This is a genomic window from Halorubrum alkaliphilum, from assembly GCF_017873815.1.
Classification (GTDB): Archaea; Halobacteriota; Halobacteria; order Halobacteriales; family Haloferacaceae; genus Halorubrum; species Halorubrum alkaliphilum.
Genome location: NZ_JAGGKQ010000010.1, coordinates 19,609 through 41,915 on the forward strand (window position 1 = coordinate 19,609; position 22,307 = coordinate 41,915).

Here is a 22,307-nt window from a genome sequence, read left to right on the forward strand (position 1 = left end):
CCCGGCAGCTTCCGGCTCCCGACGCCTTTTGAGCCCTCGGGGAGACGACCGCGTATGGAGCGCGTTACAGCGGCTACGTACCACGATATCACGAAGCCGACCGACCCGCGACTCTCACCGGACGGCAATCGGGTCGCCTTCCTCCGGCGACAGCCGAACGGCGACGAGGACTACGAGTCGACGGTGTACGTCGTCGACGCCGGGGCTGGCGACGGCGGGAGCGAGGTCGACGGCGGAACGGCACCCCGGCGACTCACCCTCGCGGAAGGGGCCGACGCCGAACCGCGGTGGAGCCCCTCCGGCGACCGGATCGCGTTCACCTCGACGCGGGGGGCCGACGACGACCGCCAACAGCTGTGGGTCCTCCCGATGGACGGCGGGGAGGCCCGGCAGGTCACGGACGTCGTCGGTGGCGTCTCCGGGATTGCGTGGTCGCCGGACGGCGAGCGGATCGCGTTCACCCAGTCGGTCACCGCCGAGGACCGTGAGGCGGACCGTGACCTGTCGGTTCCGGACGAGTACGAACCCGAGGAGCACCCCGATCCCCGCGTGATCGACCGCACAGTCTACCGGACGAACCAGTCGTACTTCGACGGCCGCCGGTCGGGCGTGTACGTCGTCGACGCGGACGCGGTCGTGGACGGCGTCGAGAGCAGCCCGGAAGCGGGTGATTCCGCCGAGCCCGAGTCGTCCGCGGTCGAGCGCGTGACCGACCGCGACGCCGACTTCGCCGCGCCGGAGTGGGGTGACGCCGACACGCTGTATTACACCGAGTCGGTCGGTGATGACCCCGACGACTCCTACGAGATCGCGATCCACGCACGGGACCTCGCGGACGATGTCGTCGAGCGGATCCACACCACGACCGGGTGGGGAACGTCGCTCGCGGCGACCGCGGACGGCCGGGTCGCGTTCGCACACACGGAGCCGGAGGGGGCGTCGATGAACCAGAGCGACCTCCACGTCCTCGATCGCGCGAGCGACACGGTTCGCTCGCCCACCGAGGGGCTCGACCGCGGACTCGGCTACGAGACATCCCCGCAGTGGGGTCCAAATGGAGAGGAACTCTACTTTGCCACGCCCGACGAGGGGAAGACCGCGCTGTGGAGCGTTCCGGCTGACGAGAGCGCGGACCCCGAACGTCGCTTTCGACGCGGCGCGATCGCCGGAGCAACCGTGGGTTCGACCGCGCGCGACGACGTCATCGTCGCCGCCGCGCTCAGCGAGTGGGACCACCCCGGTGACGTGTTCCTGTTCGACGCCGGAGCCGACGAAACGGTCCGGCTGACCGAGTTGAACGCGGAGCTGCTGGCCGAGCGCCACGTAGGAGAGCCCGAGGAGCTACGCTTCGAGTCCGACGGGACCGAGATAGAGGGCTGGGTGCTCACGCCGCCCGGGTTCGACGCGGGTGACGGCTCGGGCGGCGCGGAAGACGACGAGTACCCGCTCGCGGTCGAGATCCACGGCGGCCCCCACGCGATGTGGACGACATCGGGAACGATGTGGCACGAGTTCCAAACGCTCGCGGCCCGCGGCTACGTAGTCTTCTGGTCGAACCCGCGTGGCTCCTCGGGCTACGGCGAGTCGTTCCTCCAAGCGATCGAGCGCGACTGGGGAGGGGTCACCCTCGCCGACGTGGAGGCGGGCGTCGACACGGTGCTCGACGACTACCCGGTCGACGAGGAGAACGTCTTCGTCACCGGCGGCTCGTTCGGCGGATTCATGACCGCGTGGGCGGTGGGGAAAACCGACCGGTTCCGCGCCGCAGTCGCTCAGCGCGGCGTCTACGACCTGACTGGGTTCTACGGCTCCACGGACGGGGCGTACAAGCTGGTCGAGGGCGACTTCGACACGGTCCCCTCCGCGGAGCCCGGCTGGTTGTGGGAGCAGTCGCCGACCGGCCACGCCGACGCGGTCGACACGCCGACGCTACTGATCCACTCCGAGGACGACACCCGCACCCCGATCTGTACGGCGGAGCTGTACCACCGGATCCTCCGGAAGAACGGCGTCGACACCCGGTTCGTGCGGTATCCCCGCGAGGGGCACGAGCTGTCGCGGTCGGGCGAACCGGCCCACGTCGTCGATCGCATCGAGCGGATCGCTCGCTGGTTCGACGGGTACTCCGATCACCACGACGCGCCGCGGACGCTGGATCGCTCCGAGGACGACGGACTGACGGCCGGCGAGAACGACGAGAGCGAGGACGCCTGATCGGTCGACCTACTCGCCGTCCGGGTCGAACTGGTCGATCGAGTCATGGACGCCCGCCACCCACTCGTCGAGCGCGTCGTGTAACAGCGTCTTCGCCTCCGGGACGGGGATCGCGGTGTACTGATACACGTACCCGCCTGAGTCGAGCAGCCGACGGCGACGATCGATCAGTCCCTTCTCGCGGAGCGTCGACAGCGATCGATTCACGTTCGAGCGGTCACGGTCGAGGACGGCCGCGAGTTCGGCGACGGTGCTCCCCGGATGCTCGATCAGGGTCAGATACGTTCGGCTCTCGTGGTCCCGGATGCCGAACACACAGGAGAGGACGTGATCGAAGGAGGGCGAGGCGTCGCCGACGAGCTCCTCGATGTCCGGCTGAGGGATATCGGGTTCGGCCATGTCATACGATCGGTGGCGACGGGCTTAAACATCGGTCCTCGGCGGTGACGGGGTGGGTACTCACTCCTCGGCAGCGTAGCCCATTCGATAGAGGCAGCTGCGCATCTCTGCCTCCTCGGTGTGTCTGTGGAGGTTCGTCGGCGTGTCACAGTGGTACGTCTCCCCGTCGTATCGGAGCACGACCTCGTGGGTGCCGCCGGCGACCTCGACACCGATGAGTATCCGACGGCCCGCCCGAAGTTCATCGAGGATCTCGTCGGCGGAGCGCTCACCGGGTTCGATCCGCAGTGGTCCGTCCATCGATCAGGTGATCGTCGACTCGGGGCCGCCCTGCTCTTCGGGCGGTTCAACCCCTTCCGCGGCCGCGACATCCTCCGTCCGTTTCTCGGTCTCGACGTGCCAGCGGTCGATCTCCGACTCGTAGTCGTCGAGGATCTCACGGACCTCCGATTTCAGGCGGTCGTCGTTAACGTTCACCTCGAACTCGAACGTTTCTCCGTCGGCACCGCGGCCGACCTCGGTGACGTTTGCGCTGATGAGTTCGTTGTCGAAGTAGTACGGCGCGACCTGCGTCATCACCTTTTGATACACGGTGTTCTCGACCTTTCGGATCGCCTTCCGGCCCGCGGAGTCGGCCGCCCGGGCGACGTGATCGATGGACTCCCCCCACCGTTCCATCGCGCCCTCCGTGTCGTCGTCCTCGACCTTCTCGTAGGACTCCGTGAGCTTCTCGCCCGCGGTTTGGAGGTCGTCACCCGGACTCTGTCCGGCCTTCTCGCCGTTCCCCTCGCTCACGGACGCCTGCTCGGCAGTCTTCTCGGAGACGTCCTCGTCGATCCGCTCGTGGGCCTTCGGTCGCCAGTCGTCGAAGTCGTGGAACGCGTCGCCGTCGGTACCGGCCTCCCGGAGCGCGAGCGTGATCCGCTCGCCGTGTTCGACGATGTCGCCCCAGTCCCCGCGTTGTTTGAACCCGGAGATACTCTCTTCCATTGTTGGCGCGGGCTACGTGGCGAATGGGTATAAGTTTCCCCTGTCGGCTATCATTTCTGATGCGGATCGATCGACGTGGGTCCCACCGTGCGGATCCGCGCTACTGCTCCGCGGGTTCCGGCTCGTTGCCGGTGTCGGGGCTCGGCTGGTGGACTTCGTCGCCGAGGGCGATCCAGACCATGTACACCATCGCAGCGACCATCGCGAGCGTCGCTATCGATCCAACGATACCGACCATGGAGACGGAGACGAGACCGAACATACCTGCGGATGGGCGGTGATGGTGTATCAACGTATCGGCTCGTGACGGATCGTCCGTCAGACGCGGCGTGGCCACGTGATCACGTTTTAAGGCGTGCGGGGACCCCCCTTCGACAATGACGATCGAAGACCGGGATGACGCCCATCTCGTCACGCACGCGTTGGCGAAGGACACCCTCTCGCGGCTACGCGACGTCGAAACTGAGCAGGTCGCCTTCCGAAAGGGACTGGTGAAGCTCGGCCGGATCTGCGGGTACGAGATCATCGACGGGGCGATGGGGACGGAGTACGTCCCGGTCCACACCCCGCTCGCGGAGACGACCGGCGAGCGCGTCAAGGGGTTGGACGACGTCGTCATCATCAACGTGCTCCGGGCGGCAACGCCGTTCGTCGAAGGACTCTTAAAAGCCTTCCCGCGGGCGAAACAGGGCGTCATCTCCGCCGGCCGCGACGAGGAGGCGGGAATGAACGCGGACGGCGAGTTCCCGATCACCATCGACTACGTGAAACTGCCGGAGATACGCGAGGACGACACGGTGATCGTCGCGGACCCGATGCTCGCAACGGGGTCGACGATGTGTGCCGTCCTCGACCACATTCTCGCGGAAGCGGACGACTACGAGGATCTGTTCGTGCTCTCCGCGGTCTCCGCGCCCGACGGACTGGTCCGCGTCGCCGACGCCGTTCCCGACGCCGACCTGTTGACCGTCGCCATCGACGACCACCTCGACGAAGACGGCTTCATCGTCCCCGGCCTTGGCGATGCCGGCGACCGGGCGTTCCGAACGAACTGAGAACGACGCGGACCTCGCCCGGGTGAGCGTGGTCGTAACGTGTTTTAAGGGCTCCCCCCACGAGCGATCCGTATGAGCGACGCGCCGACGACCAACCCTTGTGAGGCCTGCGGCGAGGCGACGACGGACGCGCTCGCGCGGACCGTCCGTCTCAGCGTCGACCGGGCGAACATCGACACCCAGCGGCTCTGTCCCGAGTGTTTCGCCGACTGGATCGACCGGTACCAGTCCGAGATGAGCGGTGGGAGCGAGGACGCCGACGGTGGATCCGACTCCGAGATAATCGTCGACTGACGGCTTCGTTCTCGGTTCGAACCGGGCAACGCCCTGGCTGGCAACGTCCGACCCCACCGCCCGTCTTAAGCCGCGGCGGAACGGAACCGGACGTAATGGATCTCGCGATCGACACCCCGACCCCGTCGGCACCGGACTGCGCCGACGACGGGACGTGGCTCGCCTGTATCGAGTGCGACGAGACGTTCGCCCCCTTCGAGGACGTGCGGTACACCTGTGACGAGTGTGACGGCCTGCTCGAAGTGCGGTACGACGACCCGCCGACGTTCGACGAGTTCGGGTCGGGCGCGTCGACGGACGGCCCGGACCGCGGCGTCTGGCGCTATCGCGAGGCGCTCCCCTTCGATCTGGGCGTGACGCTCCCCGAAGGCGACACGCCGCTTCACCGCGTGCCCCGGATCGAGGAGGCCGTCGGCGTCGACGCGCTCCGGATCAAACACGAGGGAATGAACCCCACCGGATCTTTTAAAGATCGGGGGATGACGGTCGGGGTCCGGGTCGCCGAGGAGCTCGGCGTCGGCGCGCTCGCCTGTGCCTCGACGGGCAACACCTCAGCCGCGCTCGCCGCCTACGGCGGCCGCGGCGGCATGCAGACGCTCGTGCTCCTGCCGCAAGGGAAGGTCGCCGCGGGAAAGGTCGCACAGGCGAGCCTCCACGGCGCGCGCATCCTGGAGGTCGACGGCAACTTCGACGCCTGTCTCGACATCGTACAAGAACTGGCGGCCCGGGGGGAGGCGTACCTGCTCAACTCGCTGAACCCGTTCCGTCTGGAGGGCCAGAAAACGATCGGCTTCGAGATCTTAGAGGAGTTCTACGCGGACTACGGCGGCTTCCCGGACCGGATCGTGCTCCCCGTTGGCAACGCCGGGAACACCTCTGCGCTTTATAAGGGGTTCCGCGAACTCGTCCAGGCTGGCGCGCTCGACGTCGACGAGGTTCCCAAGCTGACCGGCGTTCAAGCCGGGGGGGCTGCCCCGATGGTCGAGGCGATCGAGGAGGGGAACGACGAGATCCGCCGGTGGGAGGAGGTCGAAACGCGGGCGACCGCGATCCGTATCGGCAACCCGGTCAACGCGCCGAAGGCGATTCCGGGGATCCGCAACACGGGTGGCACCGCGGTCGCCGTCAGCGACCCGGAGATCACGGCCGCACAGGCACACCTCGCAAGCGAGGGGGTCGGCGTCGAACCCGCTTCCGCGGCGAGTCTCGCCGGCCTCAAGAAACTCCGCCGAGAGGGCGTCGTCGACGACGACGAGCGCGTCGTCTGCCTGACGACCGGACACCTCTTAAAAGACCCCGAGGCGGCCTACGAGGCCGGCGGCGACCCCGAACCCGTCCCGAACGACGTCGACGCGGTCGTCGAACACCTGCGGGACTGACAGGCCCGAACGTATTTGTGTACACAAACACAAACACAACATATGGGAACGAAGACGATCGGGATCCGGGAGGCAGTGTACGAGCGGCTGCGTGCCCGGAAACGCGAGGGCGAGAGCTTCACGGACACCATCGACCGACTGATCGAGGAGTCGGGCGGCGACTGGCGAGAGGGATTCGGAACGCTTCCAGCAGAGGAGACAGAAGCGCTGCGTGAGGCCACCCGCGAGTCACGAGGCGATACAGCAACCGCGCTCTCTGCCCGACAGCGCCGCGGAGTCGGGCAGTTTGAGACCGCAAGCCGGGCAGACGACGGAGACGAGAGAACCGTCGAAAACGGGCCCGACGCTGACGGCGAGGAGGAGGCGTGACGACACACCTGTTAGACACCACGTTCCTGATCGACTATCTCAGGGGTGACGAAGGCGTCAAGGAGTATCTGACCGAGACGGAGGACGACCCCCTGCTCACAACGACGCTCAACCTCAAGGAGGTTGCCACGGGGTGGCGGCTTCGGGGCGAGTTCGCTCCCGAGAGCCTTTTTTCGACGTTCGACTGGGTCGATGTCGTCCCCTTCCGGATTGAACACGCCGTGGCCGCGAGCGAGTACGCGGCGTCGCTCTACGAGTCGTCGGAGCACACTCGACGCGAGATAGACGCAGCCGCGGCCGACCTCCTCATCGCGGCGGTCGCGGACGAGGAGGGCGCGACCGTCGTCACCCGCAACGTGGAGGATTTCGAGCGGTTCGGTGTTCCGACGGCGACGTACTGAGACCCAGTTCCTCGATCGCCGTTCGGCGTGTTCGGTTTTTATACTCCCCAGCCCGGGCGCATCGACTCGAACTGATCCGAGTCGTGGCCGAACACGACCTCGGCGTCGTGGCGGCGCTCGATCGCCCGAAGTCGTCGAAGGCTCTCGCGCCACTCCGTCTTCCCCCACAGGAGCGGCCCGCCGAGTGGGAGTTCGTCGTCGTAGTTGGCCCGCATGTACGCCTGATCGCCTGCGAACACGAGCGTGCCCTCGTCGTCGAGATGGAGCACGGAGCCGGTTAGTCCGGGCGTGTGACCGGGCAGACGGACGAACTCGAGGTCGGTGAAGTGCTCCTCGCGGTCGGCGTGGAGGGGCTGCCAGTTCAGGTCGTGATCGAAGTCCGCGAGCAGGTAGCCGCCGTCGCCCGCGCCCACCTTCGCGTCGTAGTAGGCGAACTCCAGTTCTTTCCGATGCGCATAGATCGGCGTGTCGGTGCCCGCGAAGAACTCCAGTCCGCCGGCGTGGTCGATATGTAGATGGCTCACAAACACGGCGTCGATGTCGTCGAGCGCGTAGCCGGCGGCCGCGAGGTCGTCGTCGAGTCGGTGATCGCTCGCGTCGTGCGGATGAAACGCCTCGACGAGGTCGTCGGGCCAGTGCCCGTCGGCCGCCTCGTGGTGTGAGCCCGTGTCCCAGAGGATCGTCGCCTCCGGGTGGTCGATCACGAGGTTCCACACGGGGATCTCGTCGTAGTCGATATCGGGGTTGCGATCGGTGCGGGTGGCGAGCGTGTTCCCCTCCAGCATGTAGTTCATGTCGCAGCGGATTCCCCCGCGATCGATGACATAGACCTCGGCGTCGACCATGCTCTGCCGTTCTCGCGGGAGGAATAGACCCTTTCGACTCTGTTGAAACCCTTCACATCTGATACGAGAGCCGTGCTGAATACAGGCGGGAATTTCTCACACACCGGCTTCTTCCAGTCGTGTCCAGTTCGTTACTCAGTTCTTGGATCTACATCGAGTAACTACGTCCAGTCCCGGCCGACCATCGGACCACCAGACTGCCACTCCAAAGACGAAAGTGACCGCCTCAAACCACAGCGTCGTAATTTCAACTCCCCCGATCGTCCCAACGACTTTCACCCCGGAGTACGGTGGCATTTCTGTTATCGGCCACAGCAGGAAACCGAGTTCGTGGAAGTCACCGGCCAAAACGTGCCACGGGATATCTGCTGCGATGTGTGACCCGTAGCCGATCGCAAACGCAACGGCAAGATCGAACCGATGTCGCTGATGAACAAGGAATCCAACTACCCCAACGATCAATATGGCCCCGAATAGAGAGTGTGCGAACGTCCGCCCAACGGGTGTGATTCCAACGAGCCACAGCGGTTGATCGATTAGATCCGGAAGAGCTGCGGCACAGACCGCGACGACTGTTGGCACTCCCTGCGGTTGTCTCTCGTGTCGGATACGCGTGTACCCCGCATAGCAGAGGTACCCGACGACCGGATGAACGATTGGGTTCATCTCTCGCATGAGGACAGTGTCTTACTAATGACATAGCAGTTCCCGTTGGACAAACGAGTAATCGGCCCTGCTGAACTCATCCTCTACGTCCAGCACGACGCGCGAAACCGGTCACTATCTAAGGATTTCACGTATGGAAACGCTGCTAGCTAGCCAAACCACGGCTAACAACAAAATGATTACGCCGTCTAGGGATCTGCTTCTTCCACAGCCGGTAGGCGGTCGAAACGTGTGTGCGGTGCGGTCGCTGTCTAGCGATAGCAGATGCTAAAGAAGGGCCCCGACCGACCGCTGAGGGCCGCCGATTGGCGGCCCTCAGCTCCCTCGTCTGTCTGCCCGGCCAGTGGTCATCATCATTCGGAGAGGCGATCTTGTGACTCGGGACGCCAGCACGTGAAGCAGAGATTCACGTATTCGGGCTTTCCCGGATGCCGCGCGCCGCGGCATCCGGGCTGTAGCGCCCATGACTCGACTTCTTTCGCGCACGGACCAGTCAACAGAACGTGCTCTATGGCACGGAATCCTTATCGGTCTCTTGCGCCCCATATCTTGGTTCACGTTCTCTAGGGATAGCAGCGTTTCCATCGAGTCAACAGAACTCCCCCGTTCTTTCCCGGAGAAACCCGGCCGCAGGTTGCCGCCGTCGCTTACAGCTCCGCTTCCCGTGCCGCCTCGTCGTCGAGGGTTATTTCCGTCACCTCGATAATCCGACTGTCCGCGAGTAGGGTCTCGATAGCCTCGTCGGGAACGTCATGGTCGAGGTCGTAGACGGTGAGTGCCTCGCCGCCCTGTGTCTCGCGGGCGTTGTACATCCCCGCGATGTTCACGCCGTGGTCACCGAGGACGGTACCGACCAGCCCGATGACGCCCGGCTCGTCGGTGTTGCGCGCGACGAGCATGTGGCCGTACGGGACCGCGTCGACGCGGAAGCCGTCGATCCGGACGATCCGGGGGTCCTCGCCCGCGAACAGCGTCCCTTCGACGCTGAGCGAGTCGTCACCGTTGTTGACGGTGACTCGAACGATGCTCTGGAAGTCGTCGGTTTGCCGGGTCTTCGACTCGGTCACGTCGATACCGCGCTCCTCTGCCAGCCGGGGAGCGTTGACCGCGTTCACCTGCCACTCCAGCGGCTCGAACACGCCCTTCAGCGCGGAGGCGGTGACCAGATCGACATCCTCCTCGGCGATGTCGCCCTCGTAGGTCACCTCGACGCTCGTGATCCGGCCGTCGAGGAGCTGTGCGGCGACCTTCCCAGCGGTCTCCGCAACCGCGATGTACGGCTCGATCCGCGGGAACGCGGTCTCGTCCACGGACGGAGCGTTGAGCGCGGTCAACACCGGCTCCCCGTTGAACGCCGCGATCACCGCCTCCGCAGTGTCGACCGCGACGTTCTCCTGTGCCGCCTCCGTCGACGCGCCGAGGTGTGGCGTGAGGACGACGTCCTCAACGTCCAGAAGCGGGGAGTCGTCGGGGAGCGGCTCCTCGGCGAACGAGTCGAGCGCGGCACCGGCCACGACGCCGTCGTCGACGGCCTCGGCCAGCGCGTCCTCGTCGACGATGCCGCCGCGAGCACAGTTGATCAGGTAGCCACCCTCCAGCTGGGCCAGTTCGTCCTCGCCGATCATGCCCTCCGTCTCAGGCAGGAGGGGCGTGTGGATCGTCGCGAAGTCGCCGCGGCCGAGCGCCTCGTGGAGGTCGTCCACGAGCTCCGCGCCGAGCCGGTCGGCACGCTCCTCGGAGATGTACGGGTCGTAGACGACGAGATCCATCCCAAGCGAGTCGAGCCGTTTGGCCACTTCCTGACCGACGCGACCGAGGCCGACGATCGTGAGCGTCTTGTTGTTCACCTCGGTGCCGAGGAACGCCCCTTTCGCCCACTCGCCGCCCTTCAGTCGGCCGTGAGCCTGCGGGATCGATCGCGCGGTAGCGAACGTCATCGCAACGGAGTGTTCGGCGGCCGCGCGGACGTTCCCCTCGGGCGCGTTGGCGACGATGACGCCGTGGTCGGTAGCGGCCTCGATGTCGATGTTGTCGACGCCGATGCCGGCACGACCGACGATCACGAGATCGTCGGCTGCCTCGAACACCGACCGGGAAACGTCGGTTCCGGACCGAACGATGAGCGCGTTGGCGTCGCTCACGGCGTCCAACAGCGCGTCACCCTCGACGTCATAGTCCGTCTGCACCTCGTGGCCGGCCTCCCGTAACCGATCCAGACCGGGATCGGCTATCGGGTCCGTAACGAGTACTTTCATGCTCGTAGGGACCGGCGGCGCGAGGTTAACGCTTTCCTCATCGCGCGGTTTTGCCGGTCCGATAGCGGAGCAGGGACGACCGCCCGATCCGTGATCGTGTAAGTATAACCCCTCCGTTTCGGGTGGAACCAAGTCGTTCGTGCGTATGGCCGGCGTTGTGTCCGTCACGAGAAGAGGGTCCGCGTGTTCGGCGACGGATACGTTCCGCTCTCGAGTGCTATTTATAAGCGGTCGCCGAGATCCTCGGCGAAGTACGTCACGATCAGATCCGCGCCCGCGCGCTTGAGCGAGAGCAGCGACTCGTGGGCGGTCGCCTCGAGATCCAGCCAGCCGTTTTCAGCGGCCGCGTGGAGCATCGCGTACTCGCCGGAGACGTTGTATGCGGCGATCGGCCGGTCGAACTCTCGGCGAAGGTCCGAGACAACATCGAGGTACGGGAGTCCGGGTTTCACCATGAGGACATCCGCTCCTTCCTCGGCGTCGAGACGGGCCTCACGAAGCGCCTCGCGGCGGTTCGCGGGGTCCATCTGGTAGTGGCGGCGGTCGCCGAACGCGGGTGCGCCGTCGGCGGCGTCCCGGAACGGACCGTAAAAGGCGGACTCGTACTTCGCGGCGTAGCTCATGAGCGCGACCCCCTCGTGGCCGGCGTCGTCGAGCGCTTCCCGGATCGCCCGAACCTGCCCGTCCGTCATCGCCGAGGGGGCGACCATGTCCGCCCCCGCGTCGGCCTGCGAGACGGCCGTTTCCGCCAACAGTTCCAGCGTCTCGTCGTTTTTCACCGTCAGCGTCGGGTCCGACTCGGCGCTCTCCTCGACGACCCCGCAGTGACCGTGGTCAGTGTACTCACACAGACAGACGTCGCCGATGACGTAGGCGTCCGTCTCCGCCGAGATGCGCCGAATCGCACGCTGAACGACGCCGTCCTCGGCATACGCACGGCTCCCCGTCGCGTCCTTCGTTTCCGGAATCCCGAACAGGATGACGGCTTCGACGCCCGTCCTCCGAATCTCCTCGACGCGAGCGACGGCCTCGTCGACGGGGACGCGCTCGTGGCCCGGCATCGACTCGATAGGGACGCGCTCGTCGGTCGTCGCGTCGACGAAGACGGGCGCGACGAGGTCTGACGCCGCCAGCGACGACTCGCTGACGAGCGGGCTGACGCCGTCGGTACGGAGTCGGCGGGGACGGTCGGTCGGGTACATACGCGGGGATCGGTGCCGGACCGTCTTTTATAATTCGTTCGCGGGATCAATGAGGCGTTCGCGGGATCCGAGTGCGTGTCCACGCGGAACGAAGCACCCGCCTACTCCGTCGACTCGACATCGATCCGGTCGCGAAGCGCCTCCAATCCGTCGTCTTCGGCCAGCTCCTCGACCCGCTCGCGGAAGTGATCCGTACACAGTCCGACGACGACGCCGGCCTGTTCGGCCTCGAACGCGGCCTCGTGGTCGCAGTAGTGACACCGCATACTCGGCTCTCGGTCGCGCCGGGAGTTAACCTTGTTCCTCATCCGGGTCGGGGAGTCGCTCGCGGACCGGCTCGAACGCCGACGCGGAGAGTCCGGCCGCGCCGAGCGTCCGCTCGTGGGCGTCGCTCCCGCCCGTCAAGAGGAGGTCCGCGTCGGCCGCGACGCGGTCGACGCGCTCGACATCGACCGGCCGGCCGTACGGATAGAACCGTTCGACCGCGTCGAGATCGCGGGCGACATCGAGCGCGGCGTCGACGTCGTCGTAGCGGAACGGGTGCGCGAGCCCGACGACCGGACAGGCCTCGCGGAGGAGCGCGACGCCGCGGTCGAGATCGGTCACGTCGCGGGCGACGTAGCAGGGGCCGTCGTTGCCGATCAGTTCGTCGAAGGCGTCAGTGTAGTCGTACGGCGCAGACGACTCATCGATGGCGCGAGCGATATGCGGACGGCCGAGCCCGGGTCGCGGCTCGACGTCGAGGTCGATCCCCAGTCGGTCCTCGACGCGGGCGAGGATCCGCGCGCCGCGCTCCTGACGATCCGTTTGGAGCCGGTCGATCTCGGCGTCGAGCGCGTCGGTGTGTTCGACGGCGTAACCGAGCAGGTCGAGCCGCTCGAAGCCGGCGTCGACCCGGAGTTCGATCCCGCGGACGATCCGGACTCCGTCACGCTCGACGACCGGCGCGTCGATCCCCGGATGGATGCGGTCGTGATCGGTGACGGCGACCCAGTCGAGACCGGCCTCGCGGGCGGCGGCCGGCACCTCCTCGATCGTCAACGTTCCGTCCGAGACGGTGGTGTGCGTGTGGAGGTCGGCAACGACGGACCCGTCCGAAACGACTCCGGCGTCCGTCTCCGTGGCGTCAGCATCGGCGGTCATATCGCCCGTTCGCGGCCGTGTCACTAAGGATCGACGATGCGCGACGCAGATGTATTAGGATATATAAGGAGTACCACTCGACTAAGGACGTACATGGACAATCATTAAGAACCGTCGGCGGTTTTGATCTGTTGATGCGATTGAATGGCGTCGACGACCGGATCGAACGGCACCAGTTCCCGACCACCTCGGAAGAGATCATCGCGGCTCACGGGAACGCGACGGTAGAGCTCGCCGAGGGCTCCGAGCGGCTCGGCGACGTGCTCGAACGGTTCGGCGAGCAGACGTTCGACGCGCCCGAAGAGGTGCTCGACACGCTACGAGCCGGCGTCTGTCACCGGGGAGTCGGTCGCCGGTTCTACTCGGACCGAGATCCGACGGCCGCCGGCGAAAACGGACCACAGCCGGTCTCGTTCTGAGCGGACGGGCGAACGACCGGGAGTGGTCTCAGTTTTGTACGGGCTACCGGGAGCCACGAGACGCTTATAAACGCGGCGAGAGCGTCAGTCGAGCCACTCGATCACACCGGAGAGGTCAAGCGGTACCGATCCGCTCCGGTACCCCTCGACTCGCCCGCTTGGGCGGGCACGGAGAACGATCGCGGGTTTGTGTCGAACCGCGGGTTTCGCGGCGGCGACCGCGCCCCAGTCGTCGGCCGGGAACGAGCTACAGTCGACGAGGAGGGTCGCCCCGCCGCCGTGGGCCTCGAGTTGCCCCCTCGTCTTCGTTTGTACGGTGTCGCGGACGGCGGCGACGGGGTCGTTTGCCGACCGAGTCGCGACGGGTTGCGGACGGGTCACCTCGACGAGCCACGCGGCTCCCGTATCGGGATCCGCGGCGCGGAAATCCAGCGAGTGACCGGTCGTCACCTCGATCTCCGGCGTGACCTCGTAGCCAGCGCGAGCGAGCAGGCTGGCGGCCGTGAACTCCGCGATCGTCGCGCTCATCCGGACGAGATCCATCGACATCGACGTGCCGAGCTTGCCCGCCATCGTCTCCCGGAACTCGTCGAGGATCCCGGGACGAAGAAGCTCTTCGACGTAGCCGACCGCCGCCTCGCGCGTCGCGTCCGGGAAGCCGGCGGCGTGGTCGCGGAAGAACGCCCGCGTCGTCTCCGATCCGTCCTTCGAGCAGAACACGGGAAGGAAGTACCACGAGACGTGCGGGTAGTCGGCGAGCCACGGCTCGTCGTCGTGAAGCCCGGCGAGCAGTTCCCGTTGTGCCCACCGCGAAACAGCATACGGGACCTCGTCGAACCCGTACTTGTCCGTCCGCCAGAGGTCACTCGGCGTCTCCGTGTTGCCGAGCCAGTAGCCGACGGGGCCGGCGTTCGCACCCGCCGGTGGGTCGTCGTCGGAGTCCGTCCAGCAGAACAGCGCCATCGACCCGTCGTCCATGTCGAACCGCCGCGCGTCGTATCCGGAGGGTGACGCGAACCAGGGGTCGTCAGCGACCACGCCGAGGTTCTCGTCGAGCGGGCGTTCGATCCGCGAGCGCACTCGGTTCCGGTCCCAACGGCCGGGGGCGCGCCTGAATCGGAGCGGTTGTGCCACGGGTTCGCTACCCGGCCGGCCGGCTAATGGCTTCCGGTGGAGAAGGAGGTACGACCACCTGATCACGGGGGCGTAGTGGGTAGATCGTCGACAGGTATATCAATGGGTGTTCCATAGTCAAGGCGTACCATGTCAATGGGTGCCTATGACGAGGACGAACACGAGCGCCGTGCGCAGAAGACGAGCGTCGTCGACGCGGATTTCGACGCCGAACGGCCGGAGTACGCGGGATCGCTCACCTACGACTCCGGCAACTCGACGGAGGCACTCCTCGACACGTTTCAAGAACTGAAGGACGACTGACGCCGCGTCCCGGACACGGTGCGGCGGTTCGATCCCTTCTCGCAGTATCGGTCCCGTCGGTCAGGAATCCGTGAGCAGTATCGCCGTCGAACAGACGACGGCAACCGCAAGCACGTGGCCGACGACCGCCCCCAACAGGATCGGCTCCGCCAGCAGGAAGGGAACGAGCCCGAGTTGGAGCACGGAGAACCCGATGTTCTCTGCGTCCAGCCGGCGGACGCTCGCGGCGTCCTCGGGCGAGAGGTCGACGTGGACGGCCCGCCAGAGCGCGACCACCGCGCTCCACCACGACGTGCCGATCCGATAGGTGAGGTCCCAGAGGATCAACAGCGTGAGATACACGACCGGGATCGGCGGATCCGAGCCGAACAGCCGCTGAAGAAGTGCCCCGTCCCAAACGAACAGATACGTCACGAGCGCGATGAACGCGAGCACGCCCAACACGATCTCAACGCTCGACCCGAAGAGGAGACGCTTGTGGGACGACGGCGTCGACAACAGTCGGTTCTTTTCGCCGAGCCGGTGCATCTCGACGCTGCCGATCGCCGCGACGACGACCGCCGCGGTGCCCGCGATGACCGCGTTCCACAGCCCGTAGTACCAGCCCAAGAGGAGAACGCCGGCCTGAAAGATCACGAACTGGATCGTGACCGCGAGCGTTCGCGGAACCTCAAGGCCCGGGATTCCACTTACGAGGCTCTCGTACACCCACGTCTCGCCGTACTGTCGGCTCACGACGAGGCGTCCTCGCGATCGTCGACGGCGGCGGTTCCGGCGGTTCCGGCGGCGTCGACCGCCCGCGCGACCGCGAGATCGAAGGGGGTGGACTCCACCGGCACCAGCTCACGGATCCGGTCGTCCTCGACGATGACGGTGTTGCGGAGTCCTTCCACGAGCGACCGCGCGAGGTACGGGTTCACGTCCGTGACGAGCCGGAGCCACCGGGCGGACAGCCCGGGGCTCAAAACGGGAACTCGAACGATCCGGAGTCCGTGCCCGAACTGTCGGCGGGTTCGGCGGAGGATCTCCGCGTACGTCAACACGTCCGGGCCGCCGATCTCGTAGGTCTCGCCCGCGGTCTCCGGGGCATCGAGAACACCGCTCAGATACGCGATCACGTCGTCGATCGCGATCGGCTGACACAGCGTGTCGACCCACTTCGGCGTGAGCATCACCGGAAGGCGGCTCGCGAGCCCGCGGATCACCTCGAAGCTCGCGCTGCCCGCACCGATGACGATCGCGGCCCGAAGCGTCGTCAACGCGTACTCGCCGTCGCCGAGCACCCGTTCCACTTCGCGACGCGACTGGAGGTGTTCGGAGAGTCCTTCACGGTCCTCGCCGAGCCCGCCTAGATACACCACGCGCTCGACGCCAGCTCCGGATGCGGCCGCCGCGAAGTTGCTCGCGCAGTTCCGGTCCCGCTCCTCGTATCCGGGCCCCCCGTCGAGCGAGTGGACGAGGTAGTACGCCGCGTCCACGGTCTCCCCATCGATCTCGAACGCGGGGGGAAGCGTCTCGGGTTCGAGGAGATCCCCCTCGACGACGTGGACGCCCTCCGGCGGGTGGTAGCCGTCGGCATCGCGGACGAGCGTGACGACCTCGTGGCCCCGATCGAGCAGCGTGGGAACGAGTCGAGTTCCGACGAACCCGGTCGCGCCAGTGACGAGAACGCGCATACATCATACACGGTCTAGGCGAATATAAGACCCTGCCACGGTCGAGGCCGTCGGCAGTGTCGCCGGGTCGTCTCGCTCGGCACCGTCGACGCCGACGCCGACGACTCCGGGCGTGACGGACGGGCGGTGATCAGCGGACCGTCGAAACGCCCGTCGTCGACCGATTGGTAAAAGGGCACGCCCGATGTCGAACCGATATGAACGCTGGCGAGTTCGAGCCGGTTCACGGTGTCCCAGATCTGTTCGTACATGACACCGGAATGTTCGACACCGACGAGTACGGCTCCGTGTACGTGTACGACGCCGACGAGCCCGCCGTGATCGACACGGGCACCGGTGCGAATCGGGAGACGCTGTTCAAGACCCTTGACGAGGTCGGGATCGAGCGCGACGACCTCGCGTGGATCGTCGCGACGCACGCCCACCTCGATCACGCCGGCGGGGCCGGACATCTGGCGAAACGATATCCGGAGGCGGAAGTAGTCGTCCCCGAACAGGGTGTCGGACACCTCGTCGATCCCGAGGCTCTCGTCGCCGGCACGAAGTCCGCGGTCGGAGACCAGTGGCGCTACTACGACGATCCGGAGCCGGTTCCCGAAGACCGAATTACCGGGCTCGCCGACGGCGATCGGATCGATCTCGGGGATCGCGAACTCGTCGTCCACGACGCGCCGGGACACGCCCCCCACCACGCGGTGTATCACGAGCCCGACGCGGAGGTCGTCTTTACCGCCGACGCCGCCGGGATCTACGTGCCCGAAGTCGACACAGTCCGGCAGACGACACCACCGCCGCAGTTCGATCTGGACCAGTGTCTTCGGGACCTCGGAGCCGTCGCCGATCTGGAGCCGGAGTACTGCTGTTTCGGCCACTTTGGTCCCCGCAAGTACGACGAGTCCCTGATCGGCGAGGCGAAGCGAGCCTACGTCGAGTGGGTAGAGGCGGTGCGAGCCAAGCGCGCTGAGCTCGACGGTGACGACGAGGCGGTCGTCGAACACTTCGAGTCGACGAGCGCGGACGTGGAATTCTGGAATCCCGAGCGGGCACGGGCGGACGCCAGCTTGAACACGCGCGGCGTGTTGACGTATCTCGATCGCACCGAAGAGTGAGACGACGCCGGGTGCGAGGACGATCCGGCGGGTCGACGTAGAAACGCCCTAAAGTCCACGCCGCGTAGGGTTCGATAACGAATGGGCATCTTCGATACGATCCGAGCCGTGCTCGGGACGAACGCGGAGGCCGGCGCAACCCGCGAAGCCGATCCCGAGGACCTCTTCGGGATGTCGACGGCGTACATGACGATGGAGGCCGACCTCGGCTACGACCACTGCGGCGAGGCGGCGCTGTGTTTCTCCGGCGTCGACAGCACCCGCTTCGACGACGCCGTGAGCACCGTCGAGGAGATCCTCGCGGCCGGCGAGGTGGAAACCGGAACGGGATTCCATCGTCACGAGGACGACCACGGCTACCACTGGTTCGTCCTCGAAGACGACGACCCCGAGGATCTCGTGACCAGCATCCACTTCGCCGCGGACCAGTTCATCGAGGAAGGGTTCGGATCGCGACTCCTCGCGGCCGTCTTCGGCTTTGAGGACGACAGTGGCGACGCGTACTGGATCTACTCGTTCCGCCGCGGCGCGTACTACCCGTTCGCGCCCGACGGCGCGAACAGTCGGAACCAGCGGAGGGAGTTCAAGCTCCAGTCCGTTCTCGACGGCGAGTTGGGCATTGAGGACGACGAGTCCTACTGGTACCCGCTGTGGCCGGACGCTCCGGGACGACACCCGTGGGAGTGATCGGATGAGTGTGGACCCCTCGGCCGCGTCAACCCATGGCGGGAACGACGGCCGCGACGCCGCCCACAAACGCGTCCTCCGCGCGGTCGCCGCTCAGGCCGCGGTGTTGAGCGCGGCGGTCCACCTGCTGTGGGCGTGGCCACAGCTCGCGGAACCGGCCGATCCCCGGCCGTACGTGTTCGTCCTCGGCGCAGTCTTCACCGTCCTCGTGGCGGCAGCGACGCTGAAAGCCGACGAGTACCGGCGGCTGTACGCGCTCGGCGCGGGGACGCTCTCCGCGTACCTCCTCGGCTACGTCGGCTGGCACGGCGGGGAAGTGGCTGCCGCGCTCGTGGGCGATCCGCTGGCGATCGTCGGGAAGGGGGCGGAGCTCGTAGGCGTGGTCGCGTTCCTCGCGCTCTACCGGTTGGCACCGCCGACGAACGTCGTCGTGGAGCGTCGTAACTCCGGCGGGGCAGACGGGTCCGACCCCCGTCCCGTCGATGATGGCGGCGAGAGGGAGGACTGACCGACACGACTTATTAGCCGGACGGCGGATCCTTCGGTAGTGAGCGACACCTACCGGACGGTCGGCGGGCGGGCGACCGCGACGTTCGAGGTCCGTGGCTCGGAGTTCCTCGGCCACGTCTCGCCCGCGGACAGCGTCGACGAGGCCGAGGCGTTCATCGAGACCGTCGGGGCGGAGTACGCGGACGCAACGCACAACGTCCCGGCGTACCGGGTACCAGCCGGGGAGGCGTCGGAGCGGACGCCCGATTCGGACGTGATGCTCCGGGAGTACGGCGACGACGACGGCGAGCCGAGCGGCTCGGCGGGAAAGCCGGCATTAAACGTTCTCCAGCAGCGGGAAGTTCGCAACGTCGTCTGCGTGGTAACCCGGTACTACGGCGGGACGAACCTCGGCGTGGGCGGGCTCGCGAGGGCGTACTCGCGGGCGGTCAAGGAAGCCGTCGACGAGGCGGGCGTGATCGAGGAGCGTCCACACCGGCGGCTGATCGTCCGAACCGACTACGACGACTCCGGGACCCTTCGCGGACTGATCGAGTCGTCCGGCGTCGAGTTCGACGCCGACTACGACGAACGGGTTCGATTCGAACTGCGGATACCAGTCGAGGAAATCGAGTCCCTCGTCGAGCGACTCAACAGTGCGACGAGCGGGCGGGTCGAGATCGACCGGTGAGCGCGGAAATGACGAACAGGCGACGCGGCCGCTGTGTGTTTTCCGCGGCGGGGCGTCGCGCTCCCGTCCAGTGCGCCGCGGGCGACGGTCACGTCACGGAGGAGTTGGCCGCGGCTTCGGTTATAAATAGACGGCTCAGTGGACCGACTGATCTTCATAGAGTGTTTAGTGAGTGATTTCGGGAGTGGGTATAGCAGATCGCCGGCGACGAGATCGTATTTAAAAGGAGTATGAGCGGTAGCGACGACCACTTATAAACGAGCGATACTATCGGCGTCACCGGCGGCTCCGCCGCCGGTTGCTAGCGAGAGCTTCGCTCTCGCCCTGCGCCCCGGTTCGTGCCTTATAAAGGCGCGAACCGCGAGGGACCGAAGGCCCCTCTGGCAGCCGGTGCTACGCGCCGGCGACGACGGCGCGAGGGAGTCGCCGGCGCGGAGCACCGGTGACGAGGCTGGGGAGGCGTGAGGTGCGGGTGCTGTGCGGGGTGGGACTAAAAGGGGCAGGGAGCGGGGCCGACCGGAGGGAGGCCCCGACAGCGAACGGGCCGGAGGCCCGTGAGCCACGAGGACGAAGCACGACGACGCAAGCAGCGTGGCGCTACGCGCCACGGGAAGCCGGTAGCGGAGCCGCCGGCGACACCGCAAGGAGCGAGTGAAACGAGCGACTGAGGAGCACAGCGAGTCGCGCGAGTCCTCGTGGCTGGGGCTTTGGAGGCGTTTACCGCCGATCCGCCAGCAGCCAGTTATAAGCGAGCGACTGGGGCTTTGGACGCACTCACCGCGTCAGCAACGACTTATAAACAGCCGACAGCAACACCACTAGATCACTTATAAACAACCGATCGGCCATATCGATATACCCACTCCCGCCATCGTTCGCTGCGTCGCCGCCATTGAACTCGGGTATATTAAGTGAACTTCCGGACGGTCATGTTCAGCGTGTCGAGATCGAGTATCGGCGCGTAGCCTGCGTCAGGATCGATGTTGACGGACTTCTGGAAGTCGGTCTGTGACTGCCAGCAGCCGGAGTTGACCGCGAGCACGTCGTGGTACTTCCCCCAGCCGAGCTTGTGGACGTGGCCGGTGTGGAACACGTCGGGCACGTCCTCGATGACGAGGTAGTCCCGTTCCTCCGGGGCGACACGGGTATGTCCCCCGAACTGCGGGGCGACGTGGCGTTTCTTGAGGAGTTGGTACATCGCTTTGTGCGGCTCCTCGTAGCTCGCCTTCTCCTCGGGGAGTTCGGCGATCACCTCGTCGAGCGAGACGCCGTGGTACATCAGTACGTCAACGCCTTCGACGGTCACGGTCGCGGGGTTCGAGACGATCCGCGCGTCGTGGACGTCCATGATCGAGCGGAGTTCCTCGTTAAACCCGGGCTGTGGCTCCGCGAGTCTGACGGCGTCGTGGTTCCCGGGTATCATCACGATCTCGGTGTCGGCCGGGACCTCCTTGAGGTGCTCCGCGAACGCCTCGTACTGGTCGTAGATGTCGACGATCTCTAGCTCCTCGTCCTGGTCCGGGTAGACGCCGACGCCCTCGACCATGTCGCCGGCGATCAGCAGGTACTCGACGGGCTCAGCCTCTGGCGTGTGGAGCCAGTCGGTAAAGCGACTCCACGCGTCGGCGACGAACTCGTCGCTGCCGACGTGGACGTCGGAGATCAGCGCCGCCTGTACGTGGCGGTCGGCCCCGCCGGTGACGCGGCTTCGGGGGACGTCGGGGAAGTGGAGCGAGTCGGCAAAGAGGATCCCGGAATCGTCGGCGAGCGTGCCGTCGACGGCGACACACTCGTCCATCAGGATCTCATCGACGACGTCGGCGAGGCCCTTGTCCTTCATCACCAGCGCCGGGAACGTTCCGGTGCTGTCCTCCAACTCGATCAGCCAGTGGCCCGACTTCGTCGAGCGGACGTCGTTGACGAGCCCGATCATCGCGGCCTCGCTCCCGCCGGGCATATCGGCGATCGCCGTCGCCGGCCGGTGGTTGACGCGTCCCCGGAGCAGCTTCGAGAGCCGCTCGTAGCGGTCCCGAAACGTCCGAACGAAGTCGTCGTACTCTCCGGTGCCGGTGCTCCGGCCGGTCATGTCGTTGGCGATCTCGAGTTCGCGGCGGGAGGGGTCGGCCGGAGCGCTGGCGGACCCGGGTTCAGGAGCACTGGACGCGTCGGAACCGTCCCGAACCGCGTCCCCGGACCCCTTCGTTTCGACTGGAGATCCGCCGTTTTCATCGTCTCTCTCGAAGGATCCGGTCGCCTCTGTCGGCGAGGGGTCGGGATTCGTCGGCGAGGGGTCGGGATTCGTCGGCGAGGGGTCGGGATTCGTCGGCGAGGGATCGGGATCGTCACTGTCCCTCGACGGCGGGGCGGGGTCGTCGGCCGGGCCGTCGCTTCGCTCGTCGACGACCGCGCGGACGTGGTCGGCCGTGATCCGGAGGGCGTCGTCGGGCGCGGCGTCGACGACCGCTTCGAGGGTCGCAGCCGGTCGCTCCGCGCCCGCGAGCAACGTTACCGCCTCGCGTTCGGCGTTGTACCCGCGGCTGGCCAGTTCGCTGACGACCCGGGCGTTCGACTCCAGCGGCACGAGAGA

At 66.4% G+C, this 22,307-nt stretch carries 26 protein-coding genes; 12 read left to right on the forward strand and 14 right to left on the reverse strand.

The genetic code is table 11. The features are described from left to right. The first annotated feature begins 54 nt into the window (after nucleotides 1-54). Nucleotides 55-2,214 (forward strand): S9 family peptidase, encoded by a 2,160-nt coding sequence (locus J2751_RS08080; RefSeq protein WP_209484966.1) that lies wholly within the window; start codon nucleotides 55-57, stop codon nucleotides 2,212-2,214. Nucleotides 2,215-2,223: 9 nt separating this feature from the next. On the opposite strand, the gene J2751_RS08085 is transcribed toward J2751_RS08080, so the two are convergent. The 4 genes from J2751_RS08085 to J2751_RS08100 all read right to left on the reverse strand — a co-directional run bounded on the left by J2751_RS08085 (nucleotide 2,224) and on the right by J2751_RS08100 (nucleotide 3,865). Further along, nucleotides 2,224-2,598, reverse strand: coding sequence for a helix-turn-helix domain-containing protein (locus J2751_RS08085; protein ID WP_209485091.1), 375 nt, complete (start codon nucleotides 2,596-2,598; stop codon nucleotides 2,224-2,226). Nucleotides 2,599-2,673: 75 nt separating this feature from the next. Next, a complete protein-coding gene (locus tag J2751_RS08090) occupies nucleotides 2,674-2,913 on the reverse strand; it encodes a hypothetical protein (protein ID WP_209484968.1) in 240 nt (79 codons plus the stop codon). 3 nt (nucleotides 2,914-2,916) lie between these two features. Continuing rightward, nucleotides 2,917-3,603 carry a DUF5828 family protein gene (locus J2751_RS08095; RefSeq protein WP_209484970.1) on the reverse strand — a complete coding sequence of 229 codons (687 nt, stop codon included), beginning with the start codon at nucleotides 3,601-3,603 and terminating at the stop codon, nucleotides 2,917-2,919. A gap of 100 nt (nucleotides 3,604-3,703) precedes the next feature. Beyond that, the gene (locus tag J2751_RS08100) at nucleotides 3,704-3,865 is read right to left on the reverse strand and encodes a hypothetical protein (RefSeq protein ID WP_209484972.1); all 162 of its coding nucleotides are present in this window, start codon (nucleotides 3,863-3,865) and stop codon (nucleotides 3,704-3,706) included. A 115-nt stretch (nucleotides 3,866-3,980) separates the two neighbouring features. Here J2751_RS08100 and upp point away from each other — a divergent pair, with 115 nt between their 5' ends. The 5 genes from upp to J2751_RS08125 all read left to right on the forward strand — a co-directional run bounded on the left by upp (nucleotide 3,981) and on the right by J2751_RS08125 (nucleotide 7,101). Then, nucleotides 3,981-4,658 (forward strand): uracil phosphoribosyltransferase, encoded by a 678-nt coding sequence (gene upp / locus J2751_RS08105; RefSeq protein ID WP_209484974.1) that lies wholly within the window; start codon nucleotides 3,981-3,983, stop codon nucleotides 4,656-4,658. A gap of 72 nt (nucleotides 4,659-4,730) precedes the next feature. After that, on the forward strand, nucleotides 4,731-4,952 hold the full coding sequence (locus tag J2751_RS08110) for a DUF7569 family protein (protein ID WP_209484976.1): 222 nt from the start codon (nucleotides 4,731-4,733) through the stop codon (nucleotides 4,950-4,952). A 95-nt stretch (nucleotides 4,953-5,047) separates the two neighbouring features. Next, nucleotides 5,048-6,331: a threonine synthase gene (gene thrC / locus J2751_RS08115; protein WP_209484978.1), complete on the forward strand. Its 1,284-nt coding sequence runs from the start codon at nucleotides 5,048-5,050 to the stop codon at nucleotides 6,329-6,331. A gap of 42 nt (nucleotides 6,332-6,373) precedes the next feature. Next, complete coding sequence (locus tag J2751_RS08120) at nucleotides 6,374-6,700, forward strand: antitoxin VapB family protein (protein ID WP_209484980.1); 327 nt, start codon at nucleotides 6,374-6,376, stop codon at nucleotides 6,698-6,700. Continuing rightward, entirely contained in the window at nucleotides 6,697-7,101 is a 405-nt protein-coding gene (locus J2751_RS08125; protein ID WP_209484982.1) for a PIN domain-containing protein, read from the forward strand. Before J2751_RS08120 ends, J2751_RS08125 begins: the two co-directional genes overlap by 4 nt. Before the next feature lie 38 nt (nucleotides 7,102-7,139). Here the strand turns inward: J2751_RS08125 and J2751_RS08130 are convergent, their stop codons facing one another. The 6 genes from J2751_RS08130 to J2751_RS08155 form a co-directional block, all read right to left on the reverse strand. Then, complete coding sequence (locus J2751_RS08130) at nucleotides 7,140-7,946, reverse strand: N-acyl homoserine lactonase family protein (RefSeq protein WP_209484984.1); 807 nt, start codon at nucleotides 7,944-7,946, stop codon at nucleotides 7,140-7,142. A 135-nt stretch (nucleotides 7,947-8,081) separates the two neighbouring features. Beyond that, complete coding sequence (locus tag J2751_RS08135; RefSeq protein ID WP_245202685.1) at nucleotides 8,082-8,612, reverse strand: metal-dependent hydrolase; 531 nt, start codon at nucleotides 8,610-8,612, stop codon at nucleotides 8,082-8,084. A gap of 647 nt (nucleotides 8,613-9,259) precedes the next feature. Then, the gene (gene serA, locus J2751_RS08140) at nucleotides 9,260-10,867 is read right to left on the reverse strand and encodes a phosphoglycerate dehydrogenase (RefSeq protein ID WP_209484988.1); all 1,608 of its coding nucleotides are present in this window, start codon (nucleotides 10,865-10,867) and stop codon (nucleotides 9,260-9,262) included. 221 nt (nucleotides 10,868-11,088) lie between these two features. Continuing rightward, nucleotides 11,089-12,069, reverse strand: a complete 981-nt coding sequence (gene hemB, locus J2751_RS08145) for a porphobilinogen synthase (protein WP_209484991.1) — start codon at nucleotides 12,067-12,069, stop codon at nucleotides 11,089-11,091. 101 nt (nucleotides 12,070-12,170) lie between these two features. After that, nucleotides 12,171-12,335: a DUF6757 family protein gene (locus tag J2751_RS08150; protein ID WP_209484993.1), complete on the reverse strand. Its 165-nt coding sequence runs from the start codon at nucleotides 12,333-12,335 to the stop codon at nucleotides 12,171-12,173. 25 nt (nucleotides 12,336-12,360) lie between these two features. Further along, nucleotides 12,361-13,212: a PHP domain-containing protein gene (locus J2751_RS08155; protein WP_209484995.1), complete on the reverse strand. Its 852-nt coding sequence runs from the start codon at nucleotides 13,210-13,212 to the stop codon at nucleotides 12,361-12,363. A gap of 134 nt (nucleotides 13,213-13,346) precedes the next feature. Here J2751_RS08155 and J2751_RS08160 point away from each other — a divergent pair, with 134 nt between their 5' ends. Beyond that, nucleotides 13,347-13,631: a DUF5789 family protein gene (locus J2751_RS08160; protein WP_209484997.1), complete on the forward strand. Its 285-nt coding sequence runs from the start codon at nucleotides 13,347-13,349 to the stop codon at nucleotides 13,629-13,631. Between the two features lie 84 nt (nucleotides 13,632-13,715). On the opposite strand, the gene J2751_RS08165 is transcribed toward J2751_RS08160, so the two are convergent. Further along, nucleotides 13,716-14,765, reverse strand: coding sequence for a DUF5784 family protein (locus tag J2751_RS08165; RefSeq protein ID WP_209484999.1), 1,050 nt, complete (start codon nucleotides 14,763-14,765; stop codon nucleotides 13,716-13,718). Between the two features lie 135 nt (nucleotides 14,766-14,900). On the opposite strand from J2751_RS08165, the gene J2751_RS08170 reads away from it, so the two are divergent. Continuing rightward, nucleotides 14,901-15,068, forward strand: a complete 168-nt coding sequence (locus tag J2751_RS08170; protein ID WP_245202686.1) for a DUF5786 family protein — start codon at nucleotides 14,901-14,903, stop codon at nucleotides 15,066-15,068. A 60-nt stretch (nucleotides 15,069-15,128) separates the two neighbouring features. Here J2751_RS08170 and J2751_RS08175 read toward each other — a convergent pair whose 3' ends face one another. Together J2751_RS08175 and J2751_RS08180 are read right to left on the reverse strand one after the other, a co-directional pair. Continuing rightward, nucleotides 15,129-15,803, reverse strand: a complete 675-nt coding sequence (locus tag J2751_RS08175) for a DUF7530 family protein (RefSeq protein ID WP_209485002.1) — start codon at nucleotides 15,801-15,803, stop codon at nucleotides 15,129-15,131. Further along, nucleotides 15,800-16,744 carry an NAD(P)H-binding protein gene (locus J2751_RS08180; protein ID WP_209485004.1) on the reverse strand — a complete coding sequence of 315 codons (945 nt, stop codon included), beginning with the start codon at nucleotides 16,742-16,744 and terminating at the stop codon, nucleotides 15,800-15,802. The genes J2751_RS08175 and J2751_RS08180 overlap by 4 nt, the downstream gene beginning before the upstream one ends. Nucleotides 16,745-16,941: 197 nt before the next feature. Here J2751_RS08180 and J2751_RS08185 point away from each other — a divergent pair, with 197 nt between their 5' ends. The 4 genes from J2751_RS08185 (at nucleotide 16,942) to J2751_RS08200 (ending at nucleotide 19,720) form a co-directional block, all read left to right on the forward strand. Beyond that, entirely contained in the window at nucleotides 16,942-17,853 is a 912-nt protein-coding gene (locus J2751_RS08185) for an MBL fold metallo-hydrolase (protein WP_209485006.1), read from the forward strand. Nucleotides 17,854-17,934: 81 nt separating this feature from the next. Further along, a complete protein-coding gene (gene pspAB, locus J2751_RS08190; RefSeq protein WP_209485008.1) occupies nucleotides 17,935-18,540 on the forward strand; it encodes a PspA-associated protein PspAB in 606 nt (201 codons plus the stop codon). Between the two features lie 4 nt (nucleotides 18,541-18,544). Further along, nucleotides 18,545-19,048 (forward strand): hypothetical protein, encoded by a 504-nt coding sequence (locus J2751_RS08195; RefSeq protein ID WP_209485010.1) that lies wholly within the window; start codon nucleotides 18,545-18,547, stop codon nucleotides 19,046-19,048. A 39-nt stretch (nucleotides 19,049-19,087) separates the two neighbouring features. Continuing rightward, nucleotides 19,088-19,720 carry an IMPACT family protein gene (locus J2751_RS08200; protein ID WP_209485012.1) on the forward strand — a complete coding sequence of 211 codons (633 nt, stop codon included), beginning with the start codon at nucleotides 19,088-19,090 and terminating at the stop codon, nucleotides 19,718-19,720. A 907-nt stretch (nucleotides 19,721-20,627) separates the two neighbouring features. Here the strand turns inward: J2751_RS08200 and J2751_RS08205 are convergent. Beyond that, the gene (locus J2751_RS08205) at nucleotides 20,628-22,301 is read right to left on the reverse strand and encodes a DNA-directed DNA polymerase II small subunit (protein WP_209485014.1); all 1,674 of its coding nucleotides are present in this window, start codon (nucleotides 22,299-22,301) and stop codon (nucleotides 20,628-20,630) included. Nucleotides 22,302-22,307 lie beyond the last annotated feature (6 nt).